This window comes from Planctobacterium marinum, assembly GCF_020687805.1.
Lineage (GTDB): Bacteria > Pseudomonadota > Gammaproteobacteria > Enterobacterales > Alteromonadaceae > Planctobacterium > Planctobacterium marinum.
The window spans coordinates 357,772-374,622 of sequence record NZ_JAJEWQ010000002.1; the positions used below are offsets into that span (position 1 = coordinate 357,772).

At 47.3% G+C, this 16,851-nt stretch carries 26 protein-coding genes; 6 read left to right on the top strand and 20 right to left on the bottom strand.

The window, feature by feature from the left end; all coding sequences use genetic code 11:
• Positions 1-18: 18 nt before the first annotated feature.
• The 5 genes from LJ740_RS06850 to LJ740_RS06870 all read right to left on the bottom strand — a co-directional run bounded on the left by LJ740_RS06850 (position 19) and on the right by LJ740_RS06870 (position 6,506).
• Positions 19-810 carry a sulfotransferase gene (locus LJ740_RS06850; protein WP_229528334.1) on the bottom strand — a complete coding sequence of 264 codons (792 nt, stop codon included), beginning with the start codon at positions 808-810 and terminating at the stop codon, positions 19-21.
• A complete protein-coding gene (locus tag LJ740_RS06855) occupies positions 752-2,584 on the bottom strand; it encodes a WD40 repeat domain-containing protein (RefSeq protein WP_229528335.1) in 1,833 nt (610 codons plus the stop codon). Before LJ740_RS06855 ends, LJ740_RS06850 begins: the two co-directional genes overlap by 59 nt.
• 14 nt (positions 2,585-2,598) lie before the next feature.
• Positions 2,599-3,978 (bottom strand): hypothetical protein, encoded by a 1,380-nt coding sequence (locus LJ740_RS06860; RefSeq protein ID WP_229528336.1) that lies wholly within the window; start codon positions 3,976-3,978, stop codon positions 2,599-2,601.
• Positions 3,975-5,246, bottom strand: coding sequence for a GTP cyclohydrolase II RibA (gene ribA, locus LJ740_RS06865; protein ID WP_229528337.1), 1,272 nt, complete (start codon positions 5,244-5,246; stop codon positions 3,975-3,977). The genes LJ740_RS06860 and ribA overlap by 4 nt, the downstream gene beginning before the upstream one ends.
• Positions 5,247-5,552: 306 nt before the next feature.
• A complete protein-coding gene (locus LJ740_RS06870; RefSeq protein WP_229528338.1) occupies positions 5,553-6,506 on the bottom strand; it encodes a hypothetical protein in 954 nt (317 codons plus the stop codon).
• A 212-nt stretch (positions 6,507-6,718) separates the two neighbouring features.
• Here LJ740_RS06870 and LJ740_RS06875 point away from each other — a divergent pair, with 212 nt between their 5' ends.
• The 5 genes from LJ740_RS06875 (at position 6,719) to LJ740_RS06895 (ending at position 9,501) form a co-directional block, all read left to right on the top strand.
• Entirely contained in the window at positions 6,719-7,183 is a 465-nt protein-coding gene (locus tag LJ740_RS06875) for a hypothetical protein (RefSeq protein WP_229528339.1), read from the top strand.
• A gap of 393 nt (positions 7,184-7,576) precedes the next feature.
• Complete coding sequence (locus tag LJ740_RS23270; protein ID WP_229528340.1) at positions 7,577-8,011, top strand: helix-turn-helix domain-containing protein; 435 nt, start codon at positions 7,577-7,579, stop codon at positions 8,009-8,011.
• 203 nt (positions 8,012-8,214) lie between these two features.
• The gene (locus tag LJ740_RS06885) at positions 8,215-8,679 is read left to right on the top strand and encodes a hypothetical protein (protein WP_229528341.1); all 465 of its coding nucleotides are present in this window, start codon (positions 8,215-8,217) and stop codon (positions 8,677-8,679) included.
• Between the two features lie 29 nt (positions 8,680-8,708).
• Positions 8,709-9,260 (top strand): hypothetical protein, encoded by a 552-nt coding sequence (locus LJ740_RS06890; RefSeq protein ID WP_229528342.1) that lies wholly within the window; start codon positions 8,709-8,711, stop codon positions 9,258-9,260.
• Positions 9,261-9,276: 16 nt separating this feature from the next.
• Positions 9,277-9,501 carry a hypothetical protein gene (locus LJ740_RS06895; RefSeq protein ID WP_229528343.1) on the top strand — a complete coding sequence of 75 codons (225 nt, stop codon included), beginning with the start codon at positions 9,277-9,279 and terminating at the stop codon, positions 9,499-9,501.
• A 36-nt stretch (positions 9,502-9,537) separates the two neighbouring features.
• Here LJ740_RS06895 and LJ740_RS06900 read toward each other — a convergent pair whose 3' ends face one another.
• The 15 genes from LJ740_RS06900 to LJ740_RS06970 form a co-directional block, all read right to left on the bottom strand.
• Positions 9,538-9,897, bottom strand: coding sequence for a hypothetical protein (locus LJ740_RS06900; RefSeq protein ID WP_229528344.1), 360 nt, complete (start codon positions 9,895-9,897; stop codon positions 9,538-9,540).
• A gap of 54 nt (positions 9,898-9,951) precedes the next feature.
• On the bottom strand, positions 9,952-10,218 hold the full coding sequence (locus LJ740_RS06905) for a hypothetical protein (protein ID WP_229528345.1): 267 nt from the start codon (positions 10,216-10,218) through the stop codon (positions 9,952-9,954).
• Positions 10,219-10,264: 46 nt separating this feature from the next.
• Positions 10,265-10,480, bottom strand: coding sequence for a hypothetical protein (locus tag LJ740_RS06910; RefSeq protein WP_229528346.1), 216 nt, complete (start codon positions 10,478-10,480; stop codon positions 10,265-10,267).
• Positions 10,481-10,582: 102 nt separating this feature from the next.
• Positions 10,583-10,819, bottom strand: a complete 237-nt coding sequence (locus LJ740_RS06915; RefSeq protein WP_229528347.1) for a RebB family R body protein — start codon at positions 10,817-10,819, stop codon at positions 10,583-10,585.
• Between the two features lie 35 nt (positions 10,820-10,854).
• Positions 10,855-11,100 carry a RebB family R body protein gene (locus tag LJ740_RS06920; RefSeq protein ID WP_229528348.1) on the bottom strand — a complete coding sequence of 82 codons (246 nt, stop codon included), beginning with the start codon at positions 11,098-11,100 and terminating at the stop codon, positions 10,855-10,857.
• Positions 11,101-11,172: 72 nt separating this feature from the next.
• Positions 11,173-11,406 (bottom strand): RebB family R body protein, encoded by a 234-nt coding sequence (locus tag LJ740_RS06925; protein WP_229528349.1) that lies wholly within the window; start codon positions 11,404-11,406, stop codon positions 11,173-11,175.
• A 36-nt stretch (positions 11,407-11,442) separates the two neighbouring features.
• Complete coding sequence (locus LJ740_RS06930) at positions 11,443-11,667, bottom strand: RebB family R body protein (RefSeq protein ID WP_229528350.1); 225 nt, start codon at positions 11,665-11,667, stop codon at positions 11,443-11,445.
• 256 nt (positions 11,668-11,923) lie between these two features.
• A complete protein-coding gene (locus tag LJ740_RS06935; protein WP_229528351.1) occupies positions 11,924-12,514 on the bottom strand; it encodes a hypothetical protein in 591 nt (196 codons plus the stop codon).
• Positions 12,515-12,556: 42 nt separating this feature from the next.
• Positions 12,557-12,964, bottom strand: a complete 408-nt coding sequence (locus LJ740_RS06940; protein ID WP_229528352.1) for a hypothetical protein — start codon at positions 12,962-12,964, stop codon at positions 12,557-12,559.
• 131 nt (positions 12,965-13,095) lie between these two features.
• Positions 13,096-13,311, bottom strand: a complete 216-nt coding sequence (locus tag LJ740_RS06945) for a RebB family R body protein (protein ID WP_229528353.1) — start codon at positions 13,309-13,311, stop codon at positions 13,096-13,098.
• A gap of 216 nt (positions 13,312-13,527) precedes the next feature.
• Positions 13,528-13,824: a hypothetical protein gene (locus LJ740_RS06950; RefSeq protein ID WP_229528354.1), complete on the bottom strand. Its 297-nt coding sequence runs from the start codon at positions 13,822-13,824 to the stop codon at positions 13,528-13,530.
• Positions 13,817-14,185, bottom strand: a complete 369-nt coding sequence (locus tag LJ740_RS06955; protein ID WP_229528355.1) for a hypothetical protein — start codon at positions 14,183-14,185, stop codon at positions 13,817-13,819. The genes LJ740_RS06950 and LJ740_RS06955 overlap by 8 nt, the downstream gene beginning before the upstream one ends.
• A gap of 7 nt (positions 14,186-14,192) precedes the next feature.
• The gene (locus LJ740_RS06960) at positions 14,193-14,576 is read right to left on the bottom strand and encodes a hypothetical protein (protein ID WP_229528356.1); all 384 of its coding nucleotides are present in this window, start codon (positions 14,574-14,576) and stop codon (positions 14,193-14,195) included.
• Positions 14,551-15,009: a hypothetical protein gene (locus tag LJ740_RS06965; RefSeq protein ID WP_229528357.1), complete on the bottom strand. Its 459-nt coding sequence runs from the start codon at positions 15,007-15,009 to the stop codon at positions 14,551-14,553. Before LJ740_RS06965 ends, LJ740_RS06960 begins: the two co-directional genes overlap by 26 nt.
• 4 nt (positions 15,010-15,013) lie before the next feature.
• Positions 15,014-15,991 (bottom strand): sigma 54-interacting transcriptional regulator, encoded by a 978-nt coding sequence (locus LJ740_RS06970; RefSeq protein ID WP_229528358.1) that lies wholly within the window; start codon positions 15,989-15,991, stop codon positions 15,014-15,016.
• Between the two features lie 361 nt (positions 15,992-16,352).
• On the opposite strand from LJ740_RS06970, the gene LJ740_RS06975 reads away from it, so the two are divergent.
• Positions 16,353-16,841: a hypothetical protein gene (locus LJ740_RS06975; RefSeq protein ID WP_229528359.1), complete on the top strand. Its 489-nt coding sequence runs from the start codon at positions 16,353-16,355 to the stop codon at positions 16,839-16,841.
• The last annotated feature ends 10 nt before the right edge of the window (positions 16,842-16,851 follow it).

Sequence of the window (16,851 nt, forward strand, 5' to 3'; positions counted from 1 at the left end):
TGTGTTCCTCTGCTGTAATTAAGTGTCCAGTTCGCTCACCAGTGAGCGGGTCGTTGGGTTTTGTAATAATTGCTGTTTCAGCGGATTAAAGTTTTTAACCAGCGCTGATAGTGGAAATGGGTTTTGTCGACGACTGCCGGCGCTCAGCGCACAAGTCTTAAGGCCCATTGCCGTCAACAGGCGGGCTTGTTCTTGTGTTGCAAACAGGTCTTCGTAATCTATATAAGTGACCTTTCCCGCTGCTGTGTTTTGCAGTTCCGCGTAATAATTTTGATTGAAACGAATCGCCTCAATTAGCGAGTCTGGGTCAACGTTAACGGACTGCACCTGGTTTACCGGCGCGGTGCTGTAGTCTTCCCAAACACCGGTTTGTTCGGCAATGAGACGCGAAACATACACCGCAATCTGGTTGCGGCGGGTGAGCACTATTTTGTGTATGTCCGGGTCGGCACAGACCTGCTTAAATACACCGGGATGTTGCCTGTGGGTCATCTTAAATCCCACGTGCGAACAGCCAAGGTGTTGCCCCCATAAGGCTGTTAAAAACTCAGCCGGATTATCGTCTCGTTGCTGTATGCTGCCCAGACTGAACTCGCTGTTGCGCAGTGGCACGGCCACATAAACCCCATCAGGGTTAAATACCTCATGGTGGCACAGCACATCGGAATGTGAGTGCAGCATTGTGCACAGCAGATTGCTGCCCGATCGGGGCGCTGCCAAAATCACAAAACGATGCCGGGCTGAGGTGTAATCAGGCATGACATACAGACTCAACACGCTGCACCATGGCGCTGTAGCGATTGAAGACATCCAGGTTTTCCGGATTGACTAAATACACAGAGCCATCGTAGGAGGTCGCGGCAATATTCCGGTTGATAACCGCAATACCGCTGATGCCATTGTTTGCGATCGTTTTACGCGTGACTTTTTCTTCATCTATTGATACGCGCAGTAACTCACCCCAATAATTGGTGACAATAACGGTGGCATCGTCAACGAAACACAATGCTTTGGGTGAGCGGTTGCCAAGCGGGATATTGGCATGCAATAGACCTGTTTCTAAATCGTGAATTTTCAGCACAAAATCACGGCCTGCGCTGGCAATTAGCCGTCCCGATGGCGAAATGTCAACGTCATCAATGATGGCCGTATGGGCCTTGAAATCACCGGTTATCTCGCCATCAAAGCGCCAGGCGCGAAGTGTACCCTCTGCACAGCAACTCACGCCAATGGGTTTGTCCGGATGCAAGGCAAGCGCTTTGACCGCATTCGGGTGAATTGCTAATCGTTGTTTTATGGCACCAGTGGCTGACAGATTTACAATTGTGCCACTGTAGCAGGCGGCAAAGATGTCCCCCTGAAAATGCGGGATGCTTGCTACTCTCAGGCAATTTAATGGGCCTTCATTGAGTCGCACTTCGGTTTCGCTGATGGCGCTGCGCTCAGGGAAAAAATACAGACACTGGTTGTGGGCACCGGCAATGGTATAACGCGTGGTAGGAGACCAGGCTATTGCATTCATAAGAATGCGTCCCTGAGCGGGGCGTTTTTCCTGGTTGCAGCTGGATTCCTGCGCAGTCAGCGTGATATCACGCACTATGCCATCATCACTGACGATAACCAGTTCATCGTTGTTTTTCGCTGCCAGATCGTTAAAGCAGGCATTACCCTCAAGACTTTTGTCGCCTATTTCATCTAACAGCAGCCCAGATTCGGCTGACCAGATAAGCACGGTGCCGTCAAAACTACCGGCAATAATCTGTCTGCCGTCTGCGCTCCAGTTAAACGAGCGTTCCCACAGCGCTTTGTGATGCGCCAGGGTACAAACTAAGGTGAAGTCCTTATTGTCCCAGATTTGTATTTTTTGGTCGTAGGCTGCAGACAGAATATCGCCGGTAACAGGGGAAACGGCGACTTTTTTGATGGCGCTCTGATGGCCCAAAAAGGCATGAATTAAGGTGCCATCTTGCAAATCAAAAATGCGAACATAACCGTCGTCACAACCCAAAATGATGCGATTGCGGGACGGATCTATAGCGCAGGTGTCGGTTTCGGTTTCAAAGGGACCAATCATATTGATCTGTCTGCCGGTCTCCACATCCCAGACCCGCAGTGTCATGTCGTCGCCTGAGGTATACAGTTTTCCGGCGGTGTAATTCACCGACAGGACATCTTTCTCATGACCCAGTATGATTTTTTCAATCGCACCGTTGCTCAAATTCCAGATAATGATGCGATTGTCTCTGGACACCGACGCGCCACGTGATGCGGATAAAAAGACAAAGTCTTCTACATCATCGTTGTGACCGCGCAATACGGTTTTAACCTGCTTACTGGTTAAATCCCAAATATATACGTTGTAGTCGGACGAGGCGGTTGCGGCCAGTTTTCCGCGTCCATCAACTGTAACCCGGTTGACCAAATGCTCATGATAACCCAGGAGCTCAACTTCCATCGAAGTATAATCAAACAGCGCCACGGCATTGTCGTAACCTGAGGTGATGATTTGATTACTGCACGGAATATGTGTGGCACAGGTTATTGGTCCGCGATGGCGTGTAAATTCATGGTTAATGTCTGACATGATAGAAGTCCTTATTAAAATGGCATACTGATTTTGTTGAGTTGTTGTGGCCGCAACTGGTCGCAGTGTTGGGCTTCAAAACGGGCAAGGTATTCACCCACCTTCAGGCCGTTTACCGCTGCATTGTTGTGATCCGCACCACTAATTTCACAGTGAGGCGCGGCGTGCAGCAGAGCGTTGAGCCAGTCAACATATTGCTGTTTGCGGGCACTGGCGTCGAAATGCCAGTGGCTGTAGATGGTAAAAAAGGCATTGCTCCACCAGAGGTAACTGTGTTTGAACTCCGCGAGTTTATTCAACAGCGGTTGGCGGTCGTTAAGCAGGTCGCAGTGTAAAAACTGGTGGGGTAAGCGGCGGCAAACTTGCCAGTGCGCTTTAAAGTTTTCTTTGCCTCCCCATTTTTCCAGTTCCTGCTGCCACATGTGGGCAATATCAGCCCAGTTAATATTTTCCGGGGTGGTACTGTCCCATAATTGATAAAAAACCTCAGGGTGCGGAAATTCGTCAAAAAGCCGTGCAACATAACCGGGGAAATCGTCACCATCCCAATGTTCAATCATGTGCTTTTTGATATCCAGCGCACTTTGACTGTAGTCAAAAAAGATAACCTGGGTATCTTCGGTAAAGCCTTTTTCCATCAAAATGCGATAGGGTTTGAAACCCGCAGCGACAGAGAATAACGCCTCCAAAGGTTGCTTCGCCTGTCGGGCATTGAGCTCACCATAGTTTTCAATGTTGAACAGGAATACACCGCTTTTAGCATTATTGATTTGCCGGTTAATTTTATCGATAAATCGCTGCTGCGGACTTTGTGCGTCAAATTCCACCATGTCTGGTTTCAGTGATCGGCCAAACAGGGTTGTCAATATTTGCGTGGATTGTTCGCACTCGTTGAGGTAGAAGCGGCAATGGTTTATGTCGTTGCCGAATACCGGCATGGCAAGTTGCTGGTAATTGCTTTGTGCTATCCAGTTGTCACCCGTTAAAGGGCTGTCGGGGCGGGAGAAATGCGGTTGATTCAGTGCGTTATAGGTTTCCAGGTTGACGAGCAGACAGTCGGTGTTAAGCGACCCGACCCCGTCCGAATGTGGTTCGGCCGCCACCAGGAAAGGCTGCTGTTGCGCTAACTGTTGCAGGGAATCGTAAAACCCATTTTTACCCCAGTGTGACAGGTACCAGCGTTCATCAATGATATGACCAACAGACTGAATTAAACAAAAGCCGGCGTCTGTCTGGCTGGCTTTTGCCATGATTTCATCAACGCTGTTCCCCTCGATAATTTCACCCTGATATCGGTAACGAGTCCAGGAAATGGTGAGTTCACGAAGCTTTTGATAGGCCATGTCATCGGCGGAATATTCGCGACTTAATAAACCAAATACAGAGTTTTTCATATGGCAACATCCAATTGTTCTGGGATTTGCTGAGATTCAGTTAAATCCACACTGAGTAGTGTTCCTTTGCCAAACTTCTCGGCGGTGATTTCGTCTTCAGGCAGTGTCTGAACCAGTTGCGTTAACGCCTGAATCGCTTCCGGAATGTTATGAGACGCCACGAAGACGGAGAGCTTATCTACCGCATTTTGCTGTAAAAAAGATTTAATGAGAGTTGGACCGCCCTCCACTAAAAGCGACGTAACCCCGGCGCGTTTTAATTCCTTTAGCGGTGATGACAAAGAATGGTTTGCACTGTAGATCCCATGGCAGCCTCGTATGCTTGCCACCTCCGCGCCAATAACAAAGGTTTCGCGAGGCAGAGCATCATCTTGTATGTCAAGATTGTGATGGCCACCAAAGATCACGCGATGGGGCTGACTTTTTGGTTTCCTGCCTAAGTACTCAGCACGGCTGGTAAGTCTTGGCGCGTCGTTTTGCCAGGTATTCGCGCCCACGGCGATAGCATCGTAACTTTCGCGCAGCTCGTGCACCCGCTCCCAGTCTTTATCGCAGGAAATTGCAAGGCACTGCCCCCGAGCATCTGCGAGTTTAGACTGGTTTGTAATAGCGAAGTTGACATGAACAAAGGGGCGTTGGGAAGTTGTTGCTGGTGAGTGATGATGGGTTTCTCGGGATTCGTATAAAGACCGGGTTTTTATCATATGTCCCATTAATTTTTGTTTTGTATCCAGGTAATCAATGGAGCTACAGGTTGGTGTGGCGGGGACGGGTATGCGGCCTGTCACGTTAATGTCCAGCCCGGTAAGTTGCGCTATCTTGTCCGGGTTATTGGTCATGAGCTTGATGGATTCCACCGAGAAATAATCCAGAACACCTTTCACGTCTTCGTAGGTTCGGGCGTCCACCGGTAATCCGAGTTTTGTATTGGCATCTATGGTGTCATAGCCTTGCTCCTGTAAAGCGTACGCTCGTATCTTGTTCACCAGGCCAATACCGCGACCTTCCTGCAATAAATACAAGACAATGCCGCTGTGTTCATAGATATAACTCAGTGCATAGTCGAGTTGTTGCTTACAGTCACATTTTTGAGATCCGAGTACTTCGGAAGTAAAGCAAGAAGAATGCACTCTGACCGGGAGGTTGTGCTGGTGATTTAGCTTTCCGTGATGAACCACCACCACGTCTAATCCTTGAGCGTTGGTAAAAACTGAAACGTCAAACGTTCCCATCTCCAGGGGTAACCGTGTTCTGGCCTCAAATCGCATTTTGACTCCTTTTCCATTCCGTAACAGAACTTGTTGCATTTGTTCAAAACTATGTAGTTACTCTAACCAATAGCCATGTTGGGTAACTTAAATGACCATAATTAAAATAGGTGATGGCGGGCTAATAAGCTATTACAGCCTCTTACAATTCAGTCTTTTGATGACTAACTAATTGAATCTTATGGTTAAATAAATTACCTAGAGGGATGTGTAAAACGACTTTAAACCCTCAGCGCTGGAAATCGCTGTTGGGCTTGCTGCTTGAGTTATTGGTTGTCGCAGCAGGGGATTACTTTTATGTTTAGACTATTTGCGTGGCGATTTTTTTATCGGACTGGAGCTGGGCTTTTGCCCCTCGGATTGACGATTGGTTGTGGCGTTGTTTTTTCCGGGTAATGCTGGGTTTTTTCCCGGTGGTGGTGGGTTTTGCGCCTGGTTGTGTTGTTGCTGTTTTTGCTGAGCTTCCACTCTTCGTTTATATCCGGCTGGATCTTTCAGTGCTCCGCGCAACTCTTTGAAAAACTCCTGGGCTGTGGGTTGTTTCTCTTTGCTGCTGGATTGCAACCTTTGTTGTTGCTCAGGCGGCGCATTGTGCTGTTGATTGGCACGGGCCTGTTCTTTTTGCAGCGCTTCCCGCTTAAATTTCGCAGGATCTTGCAAAGCGGTCTGAAGGCGTTTGAAAAACTCGCCGGCAGTGACATTGTCGTCATTGTTTTTGCTCTGCGGTTGCAGGCTCGTACGGCGGTTGTCGTTGTTTCCGCCCGGATTAAAACCAGTATTTCCAGGCGGTTTAAGGAAACCCGGGCGCTCATTGCTGTCTTTTGCCGTGGACTTATCTGCCGCATCAATGAGTTTGTCCATAAATCCGGCCATCAGGTTAAATCCGGTTTTTTGGCTGAAAGTCAGGTTATTGCGATCCGGGTTTTTGGCAAATGCCGCACGTCCCAGGTTTTTAACCTGCTCGCCTAACCCAAATCCGGTGTTATTTGGGGGCTGACTATTCTGTCGCCCCTGATTCTGGCGTTTTCCAAATCCTTCCGGTGCGCCAAAAACGGCGTTTGCTCTGTTGCGGGTAACCGGTTCTGACTGGGCATTGCTGCGAGTGCGCCCGGGAGGCTCAAACACGGCATTGGCGCGTTGCCTGGATTGCGGTGCTGAATCGTTGGCAAAAGCATTCCGGCCCTGGTTTTTAACAATACCAAAGCTGGAATTGGGTTTGTTTTTCGGGCCCTCGTTTGAGTTTCCGTTATTGCCGTTCATGATAAGACGTTCGTGTTTTAGCTCTGCTCTTTATTCAGCCACTCAATGCAATATCTGTCAGCGGGCCGCAACTGTCAATTTTGTTAACCAAATAAAATCAGTCAAACGTTGTAATTTTGCTGTCGAACGCACATATTAAGGGCATCAATTCTTGAAAATGGCTTATTGTGCGGGCTCAGGGTAAAAACTTTATAAACAGCATACGTTCTGCAGTGAGCAGTCGGCCTTTCTTCCAAAAAAAGCCCGCTCAGGAACACAATAAGCTGTTCGACAGAAAATTCTTCGATCACAAAGCATTGTCTTTCAAAATGCGCAAAGCGCTGGTGGTTTTGCAAAAAGGGCTGGCACAGGAGAGTGCAGAAACCCGACAAATGCTGGCCATCTATCACAAGTATACCCGCGGCGAAGCCACTGAGCAGGAAATGCAGGAAGCCAATCAGCAATTTAAGGACGTTATAAAAGGGCTTGGATTGAGTGTGGTAGTGATATTGCCTTTCTCACCTATTACCCTGCCAGCCATTGTCAAGCTGGGAAAAAAGGTGGGTATTGATGTGTTACCCAGTGCCTTTAGGGAGCATTACAAGGGCTTGAATGAGCCACCTGTGCCGTCAGATGACAGTGCCCTGAGCCAGCAATCTTCGCAAAACTCGGAACAGCATCCAAAGCGCCTGAAATAACCTGATAAAGCTAAAATTTGAGCAATTGTGCAGATATTCCCGTGCAACCGGTAAAGGTGTGGTTAAAATAACACCCTCATTTAGGTACGAGGGAATTGAAATGTTACGCAATACGCAAGTTTTGGTGTTCCTGACCAAAGGGTCACCGCAAATGTCTCAGGTTATCGAAACCTTTAAAATGCAATGCAACTGTGTGGTTTTTACTTCGCTGCGGCAGTTTGAAATAGCCACTTTTAAAAAAAGATTAGTGCTGTAATCGTCGACTTTGAAGAAGGCTTTGAGCTGGCAAAGCGCAAACTGGCGAGACAGCCCGTCGCCGCAATAGTCATTAATATTTGTACCACAACCTTTCAGATAGTGGGCGAACTTACCAGTCATTCTACGGATAATCTGGTGAATATCTGCCAACGGGTTTTAAGCTCCCTGACCATGTTCAACCCTGGGTTTGCGTCGGGGCCTTTCGCTCCACCACAGCACCCATTTAATCAATTTTCGCGACATCAACAGCTGGTGAAGAAAACCTGTGACTATTTGTTGTCAAATTTGGATAAGCATTTAACCCTGGCATCCATCAGTAAAGCCATGTTTACCAATCGCAATACCTTGTCGGGCGCATTTAAGAAAGAAGTCGGGCAGGGGGTGGCCGGTTGGTTACGCCAGCAACGCATGGAGCAGGCAATGCACTTGCTCATTACTACTGAGCTGAGTATTCAGGAAATTGCTATCGCAGTGGGATATCCGGATCAAGCGAATTTTTCCACCACCTTTAAACATACCTTTGATAAAAATCCTCTGCAGGTCAGACGGGCAATGAGGCCTTCGGGTTAACAGGGTGCCTGGTCACATTTGACCGTTAATGGTTTTAAACAGGTCTGAATGCGCCGGTGAATTTTGTGCATTGGCGTTTGGCTTGGCGCTGTCATCAATATTCGCCAGTGTCGGGCCGGGAATTATTCTCAAAAGCACTTTGCAGATCACTGGCACACATCTGGCAGGGTGCTGTGCAAGAATACATTGCGAGGATTTCAATCATGGTGTTAGACAGCATCGCTTTTATGGACAAATTGCGCCTGTTCCGGCAGCAAGAGGCGGATATTGCGGAGCTGCTGCGCTGGTTAAAACAGGCCCGCCTGGTGTTGCTACAAAGTCAGGGGCAGGCAATGTCAGAAACTCAGATTGCTAAGTCAGAAGCGGACTTTGCAAACGTCATGCGCGCTATTTCTAATCTGGTAGACAACAGCCAACCGGAAGATGAGCCGGATGTGAGCTGGATTTTACAACAGGTTACTGAGTTCTATTGTTGGCTGAATTTTCAAACTGGCCTCAATGACAGTGATATTTATGAAAACTGGTTGTTTTGGCAACCAGACAGCGCGAAAGATGACGGCATACAGGCCAATGCAGAACAGGCAACACAGCCATCAGGCATCAGCAATCAATCTGTTTCAGAGCGCCAGGGCGTGCGCAATCCGCATCATCTGGACTACTGGCGCTGAACAACAGCCTGCTATTTAGGAGAATCAACATGGGCGATTGCAATTATATGAGCCAACAATTTATCGAGATAAACCAGTTGCTCAGGGACGTACAGGTATTTTCTGAAACCAGCCAATATCTTCAGCCCAGTCCGCCGGAACAGGCATTGGCACAGTTTTTTAAGGATATGCAGTCATTGTTGGTGTTATGCCAGCAAATCAGGTTATTACCTGACGTCGCTTTAAAAGACACATTGCAGCAGATATCCGCACTTTATGTACCCACCACCAGAGGGCTAATGGCATTGTATATGTCAGCGCCTGATCCGGAGTCAGCCAGGGGATGGTTTGACTATCAACGAGAGTACACCGCCAGGCAATCGTATATCCGCAATTTAAAGGCCTTAATGCTCTGGCAGGAAGCGGTATTTGCCCGGATTGTCGGTCATTACCCGCTACTTCCTGTTCCCTACGACTGGCCACTGACGGAGGGGCCTCAGGAGCCGGATCTGCCAGCAGAAAACAGCACCGAAGAAAGTCTCGATTCTGCCAGAAATGAGTCGGTAAACGATGGCTTTTCTTTGCCTGAGCTGATCCTTTAACTGGCCGGAGATAATTGTGTCCGGAACACCGAGATATGACCGGTTTGGCTGGTACTGGCAACCTGCAAGGTGGCTTCAAAATATGACTGCGCAGGATGCTGTTGATGCCACCCAGCAGGCAACTAAAATCAACGCTAAGGGCAAAGCATTGCAATTACAGGCGAAACATCAGGAGCAGGAAGCCGCCCAACAGCGTGCTGAACAGGCTGCGTTACTGAATTCGTTCTGGGCTGAGGAATAGCAAAATGCCGGACGTGTCGCCGGCACAAAAAATGAATTAATTTGCCGGACGACGATTAAAGATACGACTAAAAATGGAGGTGGCCAGTCTTGGTGGTGGGTCCTGGATTTCCCGGCTACGCGCCGGAGAATACGGTCCCAGAATCGTTTCACTTTTTAATGCTGTGTTTTCGATGATTTTTTCAAATTCCTGCCCCATCGCCGGATTTTCCAGCCACTTTGCATAAGCTGAACCCATGGCAACCATGTTCACCGTATTTTGATTGCGCAAAGCATCAACTTCATTTTGCAGTGAAAATGCCACCGATTGTGCCAGGGATGTGGCGGTGACATCATCTATTGAAGTGATTGACGCCACGTCTGCTTCTTCCTGTTCCAGGGGGGATTCATCGCTCATAACATCTCTCCAGATTGCGTGAAAGTTGGATTAATAGCGGTTAGTGAATTGACGCTATTTGGATTTTTGCTTTTGCATCATCATTTTTACCTGATACAGAAAGGCGATCAGGTCATTAAGGCCCTGCTCATCAATGGTGGAAACTAAATTAGGGGGCGGGGCTAATGGATTTTCCGAACTGTTAATTTTGCTGGACATCGTCAGCGAGTTTTGCACGCCGTTGTAACACAATGACCAACTACCCGGTGAATTACCGTCTACGGGGTCAAAAGGTGCGCTTACACAGTTGGATACATCTTGTGATGAAGAGGTGCTGGCCATTTTAATTCTCCTTGATAATCAATATTAATGAGTTTGTTAACCTCGATCAGACACCGAGGATTTTATTACAGGTTTGGACCATTGCTGAATTTGCCAATGTTTGTGACGAATACTGATTCGCCGTATTGTTGAGCATTGACAAGGTTAAAGCATTGACTAAACCACCTTGTGACAAAACCTGCAAGGTTTCATTGCTTTGGCTTTGTACTTCGTTATTGATGTACTGCGAACATTCGATAAAACTATTTTCTGCGGTAGACATAAATTCACCCCGTGAGTGTTGCGGCTCTGAACAGACAGCGCCATTGTCGGTGCGGAAGAAACTCTGAAAAACGAGTTAGATCGTTTTCCAGAGGATCGTTAGTTACTTGTTCTGAGAGAACAATTTAGTAACACCCAGTGTGGTGGCTGCCTGATAACTGACATTCGCCTGCTGCTGAGCGTAAACGGCGTTAGCTGCCGCCATCGCTACCGAGTTGCCAATCGTCTGATACAGGCTACCCATTGCCATAGCAGGGGCTTCAGCGAGTACTTTGGTATTGGCAATCGTAACGGCATCGACGATAGCACCATTGACTGTTGCGGGTTGTGCACTACTCATAATTTCCTCCGGTTAAATATTGAGTGGTTTAATGTCTACTGGTTCTGTTCGAACAGTTTGGTTACACCAAGCGTGCTGGCAGACTGATAGCCTACGTTAGCTTGTTGTTGCGCATACACAGCATTGGCAGCTGCCATAGCAACAGAGTTGCCGATGGTTTGGTATAAGCTGCCCATTGCCATTGCAGGTGCTTCAGCAATGACCTTGGTGTTTGCGATGGTTACCGCGTCAACAACAGCGCCGTTGACTTCACTTGGTTGTGGGTTGGTTGTATTAGCCATAGGTTAATCTCCTAATTATTACACTTTGTTTGTTGAGAAATATTAATTTGCCAGGTTAAGGCAAATGTTTACTTAGCCTTTATTTTGGCTAAATATTTTTGTGACTCCCAAAGTCCCTGCAGACTGTGAAGTCATCCATCCTTGTTGCTGCGCATAAACCGCGTTTGCTGCGGCCATGGCAACAGAATTACCAATCGTTTGATACAGGTTGCCCATTGCCATTGCCGGAGCAACGGCGCCGACTGACGCATTTACCGTAGTGGTTGAATCCACCACGGCACCGTTAACAAATTCAGGTTGTGACATAGTTTTTTCCTCAGGTTGATTTCAAATCTTCAGTGATTAGCCATTCTGAGCAAACAGCTTTGTCACACCCAGTACCGTCGCGGCCTGAAACGCCATATTGGCTTGTTGTTGTGCATAGACAGCATTAGCTGCGCCCATGGCAACAGAGTTCCCCATGGTTTGATAAAGGCTGCCCATCGCCATCGCGGGTGCCTCGGCAAGCACCTTTGTGTTAGCGATAGTGACACTGTCGATCACCGCAGCGTTTACTGAATCTGACATCACTGATCTCCCTAGTGATTAATTGGTTGACTATTGGGGCCTTGTTTTATCAATGCACCCGACTGGGTATTACAGAGAATGTGCCAACTTTAAGTTGGCAATTTAATGCTTGTTATCTCATTGAATTATATGAATTAAATTTTATTTCATGATGCATGGAGGGAGAGGGGCTGGTGGCCTATAGCAACCATGTTGAGTAAAAAAATGGGCGTTTTATGTCCATATCAAAAAAATTGAAGGAGCTGTATCACATTGTTCAGCATTGGGATTGCAGCAGATCCAGGTAATAAAGTGCCGGCAATGGCAGGCCTACTATTTCTGTTCGGTGTTTGGCCCGTTTAAAACCGTATTGTTTGAACATGGCCGCCAGATTGGGGTTGTACAGTGTCGATACCATACCCCGTACGCCGAGCTGCAGGCATAATCCCTGAAGGTTTTGCAGTGTGCACTGTACCAATCCTGATACCCATCGCATCGTCTTTTCAGGTGCCAGGGGCGCGATTAGCCCAATGGTCCCGGGCAGGATATTCAGGTTCGCCAGATACACCGCGTCCTGCCAAACCATTACTATGACCTCGGAGCACAGGGTTTGATCACTGAGTAACAACGTTTGCCAGTAAAACGGGGCAGAATTTAAGGTAAAGGCCTGATTACCTGTTTGCTGAGACGCTATCGGAATTGGGCCAAAGTGAAAAGGGTTGAGTGTATAGGCCAGAATATCGTCATAGGTTTGTTGCCGCTCAGGAAGAAGTGCACTGAGGTTTGTCTCAAGCACACTTTTCAATGGTGTCTGAAACTCCCGTTCAAGTTCTTGTTGGGGCAAAATTGTCGGGTTCAGGGGGGTCACATCCGGGCACCTGAAAGCGATTCATCGAACTTTGCTGATAATTTAGTTGGAGTCAAACATAGCCCGGATAGCCTGCAGTTCATCGGTTTCGGTAGTCTCCGCCGGACTGTGATCGGTCACCGCGTTGGGGTCAGGGACGGGGTCAGTAACAGGAGCGCCCGGATTATCGGTATTTTCCTGAGGTGGATTGAACAGCTGAGCCTGTTGCGCAAAAAGTTGCTGAATATTCATACTGTAGTTACTACTTTGCGCTTGTTGATGCCCTGAAATGGCATTGGGAAATGCCAACTGGACAGGAGTAAATCCAGGAATATTGCAGCTGTTCAGAGCATTTTGCAGCAATTGCTCACTTTGGGAAAGTAACTGCTCCTGCGACTCATGCTGTTGCTCCTGCGACGCGGGTTGTGCCGCGTAGTGTGATTGACTGTCAGTGGTTTTCGGCTGTGTCACAATGTTTCTCCTACTTAAAGTTAAATGTCTCGTTTTGCCATTTTTTATTACTTCGCGCAGCATACCCGAAGTGATAAAAAGGCCCACCAGTGTTGCCGATTACACCTTCAGGCCTTGCTTAAAGAGAGGCTTCAACTACTACCCAGCAGCAATTTAACGCCCTGAGTTGTTGCTGCCTGCTGTGCCTCGTACGCTTGCTGGGCTGCCAGCACCATGTTCATTGATGCCATCCCCGAGTTAAACGCTAATGAATAGTAAAGCTGTCCCATGGCCATTGCTGGCGCAGAACCAACCGTTAAAACATCAATGAGCGAAACCGCATCAATGATTTTATTTTCTTCCGACATACCTGTTTCCTATTTCTCAATTCAACAAAGTGCACTGTGTGCCAATAACGCATTGCGAATAACTTGCCAATTGTTAAATAACTGGCGAGATCCGTCCTTCAGGCCTCAGCCTGACTGGTCTTAAGCGTCCACATTGAATTGCGGTAACAGGGTTTCATTGGTATCCGGATTGGTCAATTTCCTCCAGGTTGTGAATTTTTACTGGTCATTTCTGGCCTATGGTTGTAAGTCTTTTAATACCTGAGCGCCTGATTCACCGACCTTGGCCAGATTTTCTGCGGCAAAAGTAATGGTTTTGGTGGCATTCTCGATAATATCCTTGTACTCCGACATAGCCGGGTTAGCCAGCCAGCTGGCGGAAGCGACCCCGATCACTGTCGTTTCAATAGTATTGATGTTCTTCAATAAATCCGCAGCACTTTGCACGGCCAGAGCCACAGATTGGTTGATGTGTGGCTGAATAAGCTCTTGTGCTGTATTGCCAGCGTCGGCACTATTTTCAGCGTCACTCATCAGCATGCTCCCGTTGCTTCATGTAGTCATTAATGGCTTTCTGAAACGCCTGAATGTATTCCCTGGAATGTTTGCTGCTATTGAATCCCGGCTGCAGTTCAGTCACCTTGCCCAACGCAGCGATATAATCGCTGTCGGTGACTAACATCTCAATTGGTAACTCACCATTGGGTTGTACCGGACCCAGGAGCTCGCTCAGCATTTTGTGTAGTGTCTGCCAGTCCTGTTTGGCTTGCAGTTGTTCCGATTTAACGGCTGCTTTGAGCGTCTTGCTGGCATCAACAAACTTCCTGAAGTTTGCCAACTGGCTTTTTTTAAACGCCGCACTACGTTTCACAATGTTGCTGATTGAGATGCCCATTAGCTTACTATTCCCGATTGAAGCCGTGACTAAGTTGTGAATTCAGAATGGCGCGCATTTGTTCAAATTGCTGCAACATCTGCTGGTAATAGCCGTTGTATCCACCGTTTAGATTACTTTCAAAAGTGTGCTGAAACAGCGAGTTATTCGGTTTTACCCATGGGGGCGAAACACCGAACAGAAGCTGAGGGTCGATGTAGTAGGCTTGTCTGCCAGTGCTACTTCCATCGCCGTTGGCAGCATCGTCGTTGACAAACTTTTCCTGACGGTAGTCTGTCTCATGGTGTTGTTGGTTACTGGTTTTCGGCTCCTGAACTTCAGGAGCCGAATCGCAGACGAAATTGCCCGAAGCTTGCCGGGTGGCTTCAAAGATCAGATTTGACTGGCTCATCAGGCTCTCCATTGGAATCGGCGGTCGCGGCATCGGATTCACTGTGCCTGGACTGCAAGGTTTGTTGGATACGATTCATGATGATATCCAGGTGCCCCAAATTGTCGGCCTGTAATTTAGAGACTTGTGCGAGTGGTACCACGGGCTCTTCCTGTGTTGACAACGGTGTGTCATTGGAGGGCAAATTTTGTACCAGGTTCTGCTGGTTTTGGGGTTTGTCAGATCGGGTTGTATCCGGGGTGTGCCCTCTTAATTGCTGAACCATATCGTTTAACCGGGACTTTTGTTGCAACATTAACTGCAATAATTGCTGATCAGCTTGTTGCTTTAGTTGCAGAACCTCTTGCGTAACCTGTTGTTGTGCGCTTTTTTGGTCAGCGTTTGATGCAATGGGGGCCGCGAGGGTATTCACAGGATCTGATATGGGTTTCATTTGCTTACCTCAATGACATGATTTGTGCCAGGCGTCGTTCCACTACTTTTCGGTGCACACCAAGTATTCGGGCTGCTTCTGACTTATTGCCCTTTGTCGCCTCAACAGCTTGCTCGATAAGTGCATCGTTAATCGATTTGAGTTTGTTTGAAATGGGCAGATCGATGATTTCCATTGCTACCCGTGCAGCCCAGTCAATGCCGCTCTCACACATGGCGAGTTGTTGCAGTGTAATGGCTGAAATTTCTTCAGACTCTGCCAGCACCGACACTTTTTCAATGGTGTTCTTAAGTTGCCTGATGTTGCCCGGCCAATCTGAAAATTGCATGAGTTCAAGTGCACAAGGTAAAAGTTGTATGTGTTGCGAGTTTTTAGCGAAGTAACGGGCCAAAAGCGGAATGTCTTCCCGGCGTTGGTTTAATGCCGGGATGGTAAGTTCAAAAAGATTGAGCCGGTACCACAAGTCCTCTCTGAAGTGGCGCAGTGCCACCTGTTGCTCTACATCCACATGTGAGGCACTGATGATCCGCCCGGTAAACGGGATGGATTCGGCGCCACCTACACGAGTAAAACGGCGCTCTTCCAGGACACGTAGCAATTTGGATTGGTGATTCAGTGGCAATTCTGCAATTTCGTCTAAGAACAGCGTGCCCTGACTGGCCTGATGAAAAAATCCATTTTGCTTTTTATCCGCACCGGTAAAAGCGCCTTTTTCGTGACCAAAAAACAGTGATTCGAACAGGTTTTCCGGTATGGCACCGCAGTTGACGGAAACCAGATCTCCCTGACGACCACTTACCTGGTGAATGGCCTTTGCAAACATCTCTTTTCCGGTTCCTGTTTCACCATTTAAAAAAACAGACGCATTGCTTGTGGCTATTTTTCGAGCCTGCCGGGCAAGCTTTTGCATTTCACTGTTCTGGCTAATGATGCCAGGAAGTACTTGTGGAAATACCGGGATAAATGCTCTGAGTGCATCCATGTTAAATCCTCCTGCAAGGTTCAGAGAGAAATAGTATCGGATATTAAAATACCCTTTCTTTTGAATTTGACCCGATTTTCTTTTGAAAATGACACTAACTTGCCAGGTTTCCTTGAATTTAAAAAAATTATCTGAAACCCGTTGGACGAATATATCCAGTCTGCATTTTTTAATGGATATAAATGGCCTTAAATAAATTTATTAGATTGGTTGCATTTTACCAAAAATAAAAATGCGACGCCTTTATGTGACCAATTTGTGAAAAATTGAAGTTAATAAAGGTAGTTTTTAGTTTGTTTATTGATTTGGTATTTCAATTGCAATCAGGAGGCAACAGTAAAAGCAAATTGTTAAAGCGACCATGGATTTTGAATTTTTAACTTTTGTCAGAGTCGTCAACAGACTTTATTCAGAACCTGAGCGCGAATCACAAAAAGCGCAACTTATTGAGTGGGCAAAATCAGTCTACATCGCCGAAGTGTTCGGCCCGTGCAAAACATCTTCGGGCGGGGATTTTTCTGATGTGAGTCATCCGGATGTCTGTTATCAGGTGATGACTTTGGTAACTCAGCGACTGGCCAATATTGAAGAGCCGGAAGATGCCCGCCATCAATTCGATGCCGGAGTCGAGCGCAAGAAAAGATTACAGGTGTTGGCAGATCTCGAAACACTACAGCAATTAATCATGGGCTTTTATCGCAGTTTGGATAAACAGGAGCGACTTGAAAAACAGGCATTTTCTGAAAGCAAAAAGGCAGCCTCAGATTCAATGAGTTTGGAGCACTGTTCAGAGAAAAAAGAGTCCTTCTTAAAAACAGAACCTCAGGGTAACTATCTGAATGATTTTTAATATTAATATG